The 11,361-nt window shown below is 63.9% G+C and carries 12 protein-coding genes; 5 read left to right on the top strand and 7 right to left on the bottom strand.

The features are described 5' to 3' along the window. Positions 1-218 precede the first annotated feature (218 nt). The 4 genes from U9J41_RS20630 (at position 219) to U9J41_RS20615 (ending at position 3,175) form a co-directional block, all read left to right on the top strand. On the top strand, positions 219-593 hold the full coding sequence (locus U9J41_RS20630; protein WP_322404041.1) for a hypothetical protein: 375 nt from the start codon (positions 219-221) through the stop codon (positions 591-593). Positions 594-947: 354 nt separating this feature from the next. Further along, the gene (locus U9J41_RS20625) at positions 948-1,271 is read left to right on the top strand and encodes a DUF4431 domain-containing protein (protein ID WP_322404040.1); all 324 of its coding nucleotides are present in this window, start codon (positions 948-950) and stop codon (positions 1,269-1,271) included. 562 nt (positions 1,272-1,833) lie between these two features. Then, positions 1,834-2,295 (top strand): hypothetical protein, encoded by a 462-nt coding sequence (locus U9J41_RS20620; RefSeq protein ID WP_322404039.1) that lies wholly within the window; start codon positions 1,834-1,836, stop codon positions 2,293-2,295. Positions 2,296-2,548: 253 nt separating this feature from the next. Next, on the top strand, positions 2,549-3,175 hold the full coding sequence (locus tag U9J41_RS20615) for a hypothetical protein (RefSeq protein WP_322404038.1): 627 nt from the start codon (positions 2,549-2,551) through the stop codon (positions 3,173-3,175). A 180-nt stretch (positions 3,176-3,355) separates the two neighbouring features. On the opposite strand, the gene U9J41_RS20610 is transcribed toward U9J41_RS20615, so the two are convergent. The 7 genes from U9J41_RS20610 to U9J41_RS20580 form a co-directional block, all read right to left on the bottom strand. Continuing rightward, on the bottom strand, positions 3,356-3,991 hold the full coding sequence (locus U9J41_RS20610) for a class I SAM-dependent rRNA methyltransferase (protein ID WP_322404037.1): 636 nt from the start codon (positions 3,989-3,991) through the stop codon (positions 3,356-3,358). Positions 3,992-4,053: 62 nt separating this feature from the next. Continuing rightward, positions 4,054-4,743, bottom strand: coding sequence for a pentapeptide repeat-containing protein (locus U9J41_RS20605; RefSeq protein ID WP_322404036.1), 690 nt, complete (start codon positions 4,741-4,743; stop codon positions 4,054-4,056). 62 nt (positions 4,744-4,805) lie between these two features. Continuing rightward, positions 4,806-6,326 carry a family 43 glycosylhydrolase gene (locus U9J41_RS20600; protein WP_322404035.1) on the bottom strand — a complete coding sequence of 507 codons (1,521 nt, stop codon included), beginning with the start codon at positions 6,324-6,326 and terminating at the stop codon, positions 4,806-4,808. A gap of 243 nt (positions 6,327-6,569) precedes the next feature. Further along, a complete protein-coding gene (locus tag U9J41_RS20595; protein ID WP_322404034.1) occupies positions 6,570-6,884 on the bottom strand; it encodes a hypothetical protein in 315 nt (104 codons plus the stop codon). Positions 6,885-6,943: 59 nt separating this feature from the next. After that, complete coding sequence (glcF, locus tag U9J41_RS20590) at positions 6,944-8,173, bottom strand: glycolate oxidase subunit GlcF (RefSeq protein ID WP_322404033.1); 1,230 nt, start codon at positions 8,171-8,173, stop codon at positions 6,944-6,946. A 3-nt stretch (positions 8,174-8,176) separates the two neighbouring features. After that, positions 8,177-9,241, bottom strand: a complete 1,065-nt coding sequence (gene glcE, locus U9J41_RS20585) for a glycolate oxidase subunit GlcE (RefSeq protein ID WP_322404032.1) — start codon at positions 9,239-9,241, stop codon at positions 8,177-8,179. Between the two features lie 2 nt (positions 9,242-9,243). Beyond that, entirely contained in the window at positions 9,244-10,725 is a 1,482-nt protein-coding gene (locus tag U9J41_RS20580; RefSeq protein ID WP_322404031.1) for an FAD-linked oxidase C-terminal domain-containing protein, read from the bottom strand. A gap of 74 nt (positions 10,726-10,799) precedes the next feature. Here U9J41_RS20580 and U9J41_RS20575 point away from each other — a divergent pair, with 74 nt between their 5' ends. Further along, the gene (locus U9J41_RS20575; protein WP_322404030.1) at positions 10,800-11,354 is read left to right on the top strand and encodes a cob(I)yrinic acid a,c-diamide adenosyltransferase; all 555 of its coding nucleotides are present in this window, start codon (positions 10,800-10,802) and stop codon (positions 11,352-11,354) included. The last annotated feature ends 7 nt before the right edge of the window (positions 11,355-11,361 follow it).

The raw sequence follows: 11,361 nt of genomic DNA, 5'->3' as shown, positions 1-11,361 counted from the left end.
GTCGGCGCGAAGCATACACTGATGCTGGAAGGGTCGGGTGCGGCAAGCAGCGCCTGTCCCCGAACCGAGCACGCAGCAGGAAGCCCGCAACGCTGTCGGTGGGAATCGGTGCATCTTCGGGTGCCGCCTTTGGATAAACTATATACAACGGTTGGCGTAGCAAGAAGCCAATGCCGACGAACGGCTACGTTACGGTGGCCAGACACAGAGGGGAAAACATGGGACAGTATCGACGCCAAACCAGTTTATTTTTTGCTCTGACGATGTGCGGCGGCGCCGTTCTCGCTCAAAGCCAAGAGCATCAGATTGCAATGGCGCAGGTCGCGGGATATCGCTACGATAACGCGGTCTATTGCAAGGCCCCTGCTGAACTATTGAGTGCCTATAAGGCAATGAGAAAGGCAAAACTACCGGCTGCGGGGGCGCAGTTCGAACCCGCATTTGAAGCTGGGCGAATGGAGGCGTCGAGCAAGCGAGAAAAGGCGATGCATGGAATCGTGCCCGTTACCGATGAGAAAATTCGTCAGTCTCTGTGCGGAAATTGGGCATTGGTAGACCGGATGCGTGCGGAGGTGGCGAAAAACCAGAGGTGATGCGTAACTGCGTCGGCTACAGTGGGCCCCGGCTCTGCAGGGCCATCGGGAACTATCTGACGCGACGATAGAGCGTTGCCAAGGCGCGGACAAAGCAGCGGTAGTACCCACTAACAATCGAAATTGAAGGATGACGTCGGGTGTTTCTGAATATCTCAAGCATTCTTGCCGCAAACGCGAGTGCTGAAGAAATGCCCAACGTTGTGCTTCACTATGCAGATTCGTTCATACAAGTCCAAAACGCATGACAAAAGTTGCACCTCGACTATGTGGAAAATAATTTCGATCTCGTTCGTTATATCCGTTAGTGCACATGCGGCTGCATGTGAGCACTACGATCTCCCGGCCACGAATTTGTCCGGCACCGTCACTATCGAAACGTTCTTTGGACCGCCGGGCTATGGAGAGTCACCTGCGACGGACTTGAAAGAGCAGCAGGCTATCCTTCACCTGACGAAACCGTTGTGTACGGTCGCCTCTCAGGACAATCCTGCGGAGCACGACCAAGCCACGGTTACGCTGGTTCCGATGGGAAAGTTTAGCCTCCAACCGTTTGCCGGAAAGCTGGTAACTGTCAGCGGTCCGCTGTTTCACGCGATTACTGGACATCATCACACTCCGGTTCTTATCGCGATCGGCGAAGCCCCGAAGGCGCTTGCCTCGACATCAATGCCGTAGTTTCTGGCAGAGCCTGCTTGAGGCCATTGTCTGCAATGAAGGCTATTTACGTATAGCGGTAGAGATGCTCAAGTGTTCCCTGTCAACACCCATCAAGACAAACTTACACTACCTCTTCAATGAGGACAGCGATTTTTGCATTGATCAGCTAACCACAACCAAAGAACAGTTGGCGTTTTCAGCACATGGGCCATATTTCTGGCCGCAATCAAAGATCGTTCGGCAGCACGGCCCTGCGTGGAACGCTTAGATCCGGAATGGGTCGATCGCGGTCTCTCGCGAACTCGTCCGCGACCTTCCATTTGATCGTCTTTAACACGAACTTTCGCGTGCAAAAAAATAGCCAAGCTTCCATCGCATACTACGCCACATTATCAGTCACTGGGCGTCGATCGCGGCGTCCAACCGGCAAAAAACTCCAGTTCGAAAACTCAAGCACGTATAGCCAACAATCCTCCCGAGCTCTCACTTATGAAGAACGTTTTTTTCTGCTGTCTAGGTGCACTGGTCTACCTTAGCAGCTACGCAGCAGACTCTGCCACATCCCCGGGGAGACGAGGCCTTGCGACTTCTCGTTAGGGCTGCGCAGATACCGGATTACGCTGAGCATGAGAAGTTTTTGGCAGCGCTTGGCTTCGGTTTTTCTAGCTTTCGTTCGCGTATTGTGAGAGAGCAGGGAGTGGAAAATCCAAAAGTCCTAGGGATGAGGCAAGACCTCGACATCAGGCCTGATCGGAAAACAACGTTGTCAGCAGCGATGAAAGATGTGGAATATTCCGGCTTCGTGCCTGAAGGAGCGAATTTTTCGCGAGTTAGTCTCTCTTTCGGTTTAAAAACGACAAGTCTTTGCATTAGCAGAGCCGGTTTCGAAAAAGCGTTTTCTCCTATCGAACATATATACGCAACGGATTTTGGCGGCGAGCACCCAGAACGGACTTTTTCGGGGAAACACATAAGACATGTTGCCGCGTTCTTTGATGGAAAGGGATGCGCGATCAAAATCTATTTTGGCCAAAGCAGTTGAAGCGGCGGTTGCCTCGCTAGCCGTCTGCCCTGGTCGGGGGCCGGCAGCCGCGGCAAACCTGGACCGAAGACAAACTCGACGGCAGACGCCATGGCGGCAAGAAGCCTGTCGTGGTTCTGACCGGTTGAATGCACAATCGACAGCGGCCGGCCGTGACGATCCGCGAGTTTTCCGGATCGTCGATCTGTTATGCTGGGTCGACCGGCCGAGTTCGGCCAGAACCAGTCGCACGATCTGATTTCAGTGGACGCAAATGAACGACATTACTTCCGTGAGACGGCGCATGTTTCGCTTTCTTGTTTCGGCGGCGATCGGGTTCGCGTGGATTTCGCCGGCCCATGCCCAACATGCAGATGGAAATGCGCTTCGCGATTCGATATCGATGCCGTCGCGAGACGTCGCCCAAGCTCCAGAGGCCTTTGCGCGTGCGGTCCGGGAAATGTCGACGTCACCGCACTATGTCCGCATTCGGGTAAATGACGGCCCCGGAAACCTGGGTTGGACCTCTTGCTTACCGGGGCAAGAGTTGAACCTTGCAATACGCAGGGAGCACAACCTGCCTGCGGATCAGGAAGGAATTGCCGAGGCAGCGCGCATCGCTATCGCGCATTCCGACCGAACGTTCACGTTCTTGAATGCTCATGCGCTTGAGATCGTTATGCCGAAGTTTTCCGAGGCCGATTTAATCAGAATTCGAACCAGACTGGCACCGCTCTCGAACGACGAGCTCCGTGCCGGGTTCAGCCTGAGTCCTTGGGGCAGGCTTCATGAGTATTTTCGGAACAGCAAAGACCGCGACGCAGCTGCATGCGTGCTGATAGAACGACATATGTCGCCTGGCATAGCCGATCTAACGGCGTCGATCTATATTGACGGTTAGCCGGTAAGCCTTTCAACCATCACTACGCGACAAGCTGGAATCCCAAAGTATTCGAACGACGACAACCGGCATGGACGAACGCTTCGGGTCACATCCGGCCGTGGTCGCAACTCCGCTGCGACCAGGCGGCTTTCCAGCGCGGCCTCTGGAGGCGCGTCCATTGATCCTGTGCCAAATCACTCAGCGCGGATAAACGAACCCGGTGCGGATATCGGTCGGCCGCAGGCGCTGGCCATCGCGCACCATCAGGCGCTGAGGCGGCTCGTCGCCGGCCAGCGCACGCCAGATGACGGGCAGCCCTTCGCCCTTGCGCAACAGCTCGTCGCTGCGTTCGAATACGTTGGGACAGCCCGTCGCCGCCAGCAACGCCTGCACGATGGTCACCTTCCACAGGTCGACACCGGCGGCATTGAACTGGCACACCAGGTAACCGGCGGTCCCGCCGTAGCTGTGCACCAGGAGGCCCGGCAGGCCGTCTTTCTCGCCATCGATCACCAGGGCCAGGGCTTGCGGATCGGCGCCGCGCACGGCGACGGCACGCCGCGCGACCGCGGCCTGCACGCGCCGCTTGATCATCGCGTGGTCGACCGGCTCGTCCTCGCGCAGGGTCCAGACGCGGGCCGCGATCTGCGACTTCGCGTTATAGGCCGCGCGCGCCAGGAACTGGCGCGACGACGTCTGCACGACCGCCGTGGCGCCGGGCTTGCTGCGTTCCTGCGGCCGCCCCTCGACCTTGTCGATGGCCGAGAGGTAAATCCAGGGATCGCCGGACAGCAGGCTCTTTTCCTTGCCCTGTTTGATGGTGATGATGAGCATATGCGGGCTTCGTTTTCAGGAGCCGAATGATACAGCAAGGCCGCCGGTTTCCGTTTGGCGCACTACGCCACGTTCAATCCCAGCGCCCGCACCAGTTCCGCCGCCTGGCGCGCGGAGATCGTGGCGCCGGCGAACTGCTTCGCGTTCGCGAGCTTCAGGCCGCCCAGGTCCGCCTCGCGCAAATCGGCCGCATCGAAGCGCGTGTCCTTGATGTGGGCGTCGCGCAGGCTGCACCCTTCTTCGAACACGGCGTCGCGGAAATCGCAGCCCGACAGGTCCGCGTCGGCGAAATCCACGCCGCGCAACGTCGCCTTGCGGAACGACATGCGGCGCAGGTCCGCGCCGACGAGCAGGCACTCCTCGAACGAGAGCCCCAACTGGCTCACTTCCTCGAAGCGCGCGCCCGTCAGCTTGCAGCCGCGGAATGCGACGGACGCCAGCTTGGCGCGGCGCCAGCCGGCGTTGTTCAGGTCACAGGCGTCGAAACGCGCGTCGACCAGGTCGGCCGATTCGAAATCCGCATGGCCGCCGCGGCAGCGCTGCCAGCGCGTGCGCGCCAGGTTCGCGGCATACAACGACGCATCGGCCAACGCGCAGCGGGTGAACACGCAATCCTGCAGGTTCAGGCGCGACAGGTCGGCGCCGGTCAGGTCGCAGTCTTCGATGACGAGCAGCGTGTCGTCGGCCAGCAGCGCTTCGATGCGCGCGCGGCCGACGGATTCGCCGTTGAGAGTGATGGTGGTTCGGGACATGGCCGGCAGCATACACGCCCGCGCGGCCATGCGCATCCCCCATTTGAAGCGGTCGCCGGTCCTTACTTGACGAACGGCCAGCCGTCCGACGTGAAGCCGAGCGTGTTGATGCCCAGCGTGGCGCGGCCGCCATTGTTGCCGTCGTAGTAGTGGTAGACGTAGGTCGGCGCGTTGTTGTTGCCGGCGTCGGTGAACACGCTGCCGCCGCCCGGGCCGACGATGTTGCCGTGGGTGCTGAGCAGGATGGTGCCGCCGCCCGCCGTCAGCGCCACGCCGCCACGGTCCACGTACGGTCCGGTCACGCTGGTGGAACGGCCCACGATGGTGCGGTAGGTGCTGCTGGTGCCGTTGCAGCAGAGGTTAATCGGCGCGAAGTAATAGTAGTAACCGTTGTAGTAGTAGATGAACGGCCCCTCCTCGCCGGCCGACGGGTTGCCGCGTTGCGCCAGCGTGTAGACGGTGGTGTTGGTCGTCGATTGCAGGCCGGTGCTCGGGTTCAGCTGCATCAGATGGGTGCCATCGCTCCACGAACCCCAGGCCATCCACCAGTTGCCGCTGGCGTCCTTGAACGGCGCCGGGTCGATGGCGTTGTCGGTGGTTGCCCAGAAGCCGGAGGCAGGCTGCGTGGTGGTGCTGGTCCATGACCTGGTGACGAAGCCCTTGTCGGTCCACGGCCCTGCCGGCGACGAGCTGGTGGCCACGCCGATCACGGCTTCCGCGCCGGTGCTGGGCAGGTAGGGAAGCGAATAGTACTGGTAATAGGTGCCGTTCGAAACCAGCATGCTGGGCGCCCAGATGTCGGTGTTGGCGCCGTTGTTCCATCCCTTCGGCGTCTGCAGTCCGCCCCAGGAACTGAAGTCCGGGCCGATCGACGGGCAGTTCGGCGCATAGCCGCCCATCTGCGCGCTCGTGCAACTGGTGTACATCGTGAAGTTGGTGCCGTCGGTCGACGTGGCCACCGTCTGGTGCGAACCGTACAGCCAGTATTTGCCGCTGGTGTCGCGCAGCATGAACGGGTCATGCACGTAGATGCCGTTGCCGGCGACGGCGCGCGGCGCCGGATAGGGGCTGACCTGCGTATTCACCAGCTGCCACTCCTGGCACGTGCAGTTGGTCAGGCCCCATTGGTCGATGGTGGCCGCGGTCGACGTACTCGCCATGTACACGTCGAGGTACTTGCCGCTGTTGACGTTCTGGATCAGGAAGTTCCCGTCGGCCGCCTGGGTGACGGTCCACAGGTGGTCGGACGTGCCGTTGTCGGACCACTGCACGATCTGCGCGCCGTCCGCGGTCGAGGCGCTGGCCACGCCCAGCACCTGGTGCGTCAGCATGTTCTCGATGTTGTACTGCCCGTTCCCCATCGGCATGAAGTGCCACAGGTGATCGGCCGTGCCGTTGTCGGTCCACTGGACCACTTTCGAACCGGCGGCCTGGCTGGCGCCGTCGACCCCCAGCACCAGGCCGCTGTTGACGTTCTTGATCTTGTACTGGACGCTCGTGTTGATGGTGATGGCGGCGTGCGCCGAAAAAACCGTGCAGGCCAGGCCGGCCAGCATGGCGAGACAGGAATATAGACGTTTCATGGATACTCCGCTGAAAATCAGTCGAGTGCCGAAGCTGTCGGGAATGTCAGCGGAGGGAGAAAGTCGGACCGGCGCGCACGCACGCCGGGCATTGCCATGGTTTCCATATGATCTCCGTTGTCGTTTTAATAGTCCCCACACTACCGGCGGGTATTTACCGCAATTGCAGTCTACTTATCGACAACGGAACGCACCAATCGTATTTATGACGTTCGTAATACTAAATTCGATATCATGCGCAGGTCAGCGGGTCTCGACGCGCGCCGACGCGTGGATCGTGCAGCCGCGGTGCACATTCTCCAGAAAGCGCAGCGCTTCTTCCAGGCGGCAGGCGGGCGGCAGCAGGCGGCCCAGCGCTTCGTCGTCGGCGACGCGGTCGACACCGTAGGCGATGGCGCGCGAGATGTCGCGCGCCTCGCGGCCGTCGCTGTTGTACAGGGCGTCGTACACGCCGACCGCTTCCCACAGCGGCACATAGCCGGGACTGACGCTGTCCTGGAAGGCGACGGACGGCGCCGCATCCTCGTCCTGGGATATCAGCCGAAACACGAAACTCACGATCCACTCCATCGATCTTCGAAACAGGGCGCCGATGCTACCACGGTGCGCCGGCTTTTTCAGGCGGCCAGCGCGCGGTCGACGAGCTCGATCCAGTGCGTCACCGGCGTCGCCGTCCCCGACTGCAGGTGCGCGATGCACCCCACGTTGGCGGACACGTATTCCTGCGCGCCCGTCGCCTCGAGATTGGCCAGCTTGCGGTCGCGCAGCGCGTGCGCGATCTGCGGATGCAGCACGGAATACGTGCCGGCCGAGCCGCAGCACAGATGGCTTTCCGCGCACAGCACGACGTCGACGCCGGCCGCGCGCAGCACGCCCTCGACCTTGCCGCGGATCTGCTGGCCGTGCTGCAAGGTGCACGGCGGGTGGAACGCGACGCGTTCATGGATGCGGCCTGCGAGCCGCGCCGCGATCTCGCCTTCGAAATCGCACATCACTTCCGACAGGTCCTTCGTCAGCGCCGCGATGCGCGCGGCCTTTGCCGCATACGCCGCATCGTGCGCGAGCAGGTGGCCGTAATCCTTCACCGTCACGCCGCAGCCGGATGCCGTCATCACGATGGCTTCCACCTGGCCGCTCTCGACATACGGCCACCACGCGTCGACGTTGCGGCGCATGTCGGCGCGCCCGCCGTCCTGGTCGTTCATGTGGAAACGCACGGCGCCGCAGCAGCCGGCACGCGGTGCGGACAGCAGCTGGATGCCCAGCGCATCGAGCACGCGCGCCGTCGCCGCGTTGACGTTCGGCGCCATCGCGGGCTGCACGCAGCCTTCCAGCACGAGCATCTTGCGGGCGTGCTCGCGCGTGGGCCGGCGGCCGGGCGGACGGGCGCTCTGCAGCTTGTCCTGCAGCGTGGCCGACAACAATGGGCGCACCATCTGCCCCGCCTTGAACGCCGGCTTGAAGAGATTCGACCGCGGCAGGAATTCCTTCAAGGTCGTGCGCTTGACCTTGTCGGCGAACGGGCGCGGCACGCGTTCGTCGACGACCTTGCGGCCGATGTCGACGAGCCGTCCGTACTGCACGCCCGACGGGCACGTGGTTTCGCAGTTGCGGCAGGTGAGGCAGCGGTCAAGGTGCAGCTGCGTCTTGCGCGTCGGCGGCTCCCCTTCCAGCACCTGCTTGATCAGGTAGATGCGGCCGCGCGGGCCATCCAGCTCGTCGCCCAGCAGCTGATAGGTCGGACACGTGGCGGTGCAGAAGCCGCAGTGCACGCAGGCGCGCAGGATCGCGTCGGCCTCATCGCCCTCGCGTGTGCCCTTGATGAAATTGGCGAGATTCGTTTGCATGGTCTATCCGTACATCCGGCCGGGGTTGAAGAGTCCGGCCGGATCGAAGCCGGCCTTCAAACGTGCGTGAATGCGTGCGACGGCGGGCGCCAGCGGCTGGAACACGCCCACGCCTTTATCGCCGCCGCGCAGCAGCGTGGCATGGCCGCCCGCCGCGCCCACGGTCGCGCGGATGCGTTCCGTCGTGGCGGCATCGCCGGGGGCGCGCAACCAGCGCTGCGCCCCGCCCCACTCGATCAGCTGCGCGCTGCCCAGCACGATGGCGCCGACGGTCGACGGCACGGACAGGCGCCACAGCGGCATGTCTCCCTCAAAAAACGCGTGGCGCTGTTCGCGCAGGCTTTCCCAGAAGCGCGCGCAATCGGGCAGCACGGCCCCGCCCAGAGAACGGATGGCCGCATCGACGGCCGCATGCGCGCCGGACAGCCGCACCGTCAGCGCGCCGTCGTGCCAGCAGCTGGCGGACACCGGCAGCGGCTGGCCGGCCCATTCGTTCAGGCGGCGGATGGCGTCGATCTCGGTCACGCCGTCGAACACGAGCGTCGCTTCGCGCGGCGCGCGCGGCAGCACTTTCACGGACACGTCCAGCAGCAGCCCGAGCGTGCCGAGCGACCCGGCCAGCAGGCGCGAGACGTCGTAGCCGGCCACGTTCTTCATCACCTGGCCGCCGAAGCGCAGCACGTCGCCCTTGCCGTCCAGGAGCGTGCAGCCGAGGACGAAGTCGCGCACGGCGCCGCTGCTCGCGCGGCGCGGTCCGGACAGGCCGGCCGCGACCGCCCCACCCAGCGTGGCGTGCGCGCCGAAATGCGGCGGCTCGAACGCGAGCATCTGGCCGCGCGCCGCCAGCGCCGCTTCGATGGCGGCCAGCGGCGTGCCGCAGCGCGCCGTGATCACGAGTTCCGTCGGCTCGTAATCGACGACGCCCGCGTACCCGCGCGTGTCGAGGACGTCGCCCTCGAGCCGCTGTCCATACCAGTCCTTGGTGCCGCCGCCGCGGATACGGAGCGGGCGCTTGTCGCGCGCGGCCGTCCGCACGCGTTCCTGAAACTGTTCGACGATATTCTGCATGATCAAAAACGCGGCAGGTGCGCGAACGGCAGCGCGCCGCCCGACACGCGCATGGCGCCCAGTTCCGCGCAGCGGTTCAACGTGGGAATGGCCTTGTTGGGATTGAGGAGCATGCGCGGATCGAAGGCGCGTTTCACCGTGAAGAACGCGGCGAGCTCCTGCGCGCCGAACTGCACGCACATCGAATCGATCTTTTCCACGCCCACGCCGTGCTCGCCCGTGATGGTGCCGCCCACTTCCACGCACAGCGCGAGGATCGCGGCGCCGAAGGCTTCGGCCCGGTCGAGTTCTCCCGGCTGGTTGGCGTCGAACAGGATCAGCGGGTGCATATTGCCGTCGCCCGCATGAAAGACGTTCGCGCAGCGCAGGCCGAACGTCGTTTCCATCTCTTCGATGCGCGCCAGCACGTGCGCGAGCTGCTTGCGCGGGATCGTGCCGTCCATGCAGTAGTAGTCGGGCGAGATGCGGCCCGCGGCCGGGAACGCATTCTTGCGGCCGGACCAGAACCGCAGGCGCTCCGCCTCGCTCTGCGACACCGTGATCGCGCTGGCGCCGGCCGCGCGCAGCACCTCGGTCATGCGCGCGATTTCTTCCGCCACTTCGGCCGCCGTGCCGTCCGCCTCGCACAGCAGGATCGCCGCGGCGTCGAGGTCGTAGCCGGCTTTCACGAACGGTTCGACCATGCGCGACGATGTGCGATCCATCATCTCCAGGCCGGCCGGGATGATGCCGGCCGCGATCACGCTCGCCACCGCGTTGCCGCCCGTCGCCACGTCGTCGAACGACGCCATGATCACCTGCGCCTGCGCCGGCTTCGGCACGAGCTTGACCGTGACTTCGGTGACGATGCCAAGCATGCCTTCGGAGCCGATGAACACGGCCAGCAGGTCGAGGCCGGGCGCATCGAGGGCGTCGCCACCGAGTTCGATGATGTCGCCTTCGATCGTGCAGACGCGCACGCGCAGCACGTTGTGCACCGTGAGGCCGTATTTCAGGCAGTGCACGCCGCCCGAGTTCTCGGCCACGTTGCCGCCGATCGTGCAGGCGATCTGCGACGATGGATCGGGCGCGTAATACAGGTTGAACGGCGCGGCCGCTTCCGAGATGGCGAGGTTGCGCACGCCCGGCTGCACGACGGCCGTGCGCGCATACGGTTCCACGCGCAGGATGCGGGAGAGGCGCGCCGTCGAGATCACGACACCGTCCGCCAGCGGCTGCGCGCCGCCCGACAGGCCCGTGCCCGCGCCGCGCGGCACGATCGGCACGTCCAGGTCGCGGCACACCTTGAGGATGGCGAGCACCTGCGCCTCGTCGTCGGGCAGGGTCACGACCATCGGCAGCTGGCGGTAGGCGGCGAGGCCGTCGCATTCGTAGGGACGGGTGTCTTCGGGATCGGCGAGGACGGCGCGCGCCGGGAGCACGGCGCGCAGCGCGGCGGCGACGGCGCGCCTGCGCTCGGGGTCGACTGGAATCGAGGGAATCATGGATCGATTGTAAGCACAATCCCCGCGATTTGGCGTATGCTCCGCCTATCTTTTTTCGTAGGCAGGATATAAGCATGGGCAATCGACTTTCGAAGATCGCGACCCGCACCGGCGACGACGGCAGCACCGGCCTGGGCGACGGCAGCCGCACCGGTAAAGACAGCGCGCGCATCGCGGCGCTGGGCGACGTCGACGAACTGAATTCCTTCGTCGGCCTGCTGCTGTGCGAGGACATGCCGGGCGACCTGCGCGAGGAACTCGTCACGGTCCAGCACGACCTGTTCGACCTGGGCGGCGAGCTGTGCATCCCGGGCTACCAGCTGATCAAGGACGAACAGGTGGCGCGCCTGGACGCGCTGCTGGAAAAGTACAACGCCGACCTGCCGGTACTGAAGGAATTCATCCTGCCGGCCGGCGCACGCGCCGCGTCGCTCACGCACGTGTGCCGCACCGTGTGTCGCCGCGCCGAGCGCAGCATCGTCGCGCTGGCGAAAACGGATACCATCAACGCGCAGCCGCGCCAGTACGTGAATCGCCTGTCGGACCTGATGTTCGTGCTGGCGCGCGTGCTGAACCGGCACGCGGGCGGCAGCGACGTGCTGTGGCAGCACGAGCGCAAGCGCACCTGACGGAGCG

It is taken from the genome of Massilia luteola, assembly GCF_034420155.1.
Lineage (GTDB): Bacteria > Pseudomonadota > Gammaproteobacteria > Burkholderiales > Burkholderiaceae_D > Telluria > Telluria luteola.
Note: the sequence above shows the minus strand (reverse complement) of the source record. Positions and strands in the feature narration are given on the sequence as shown.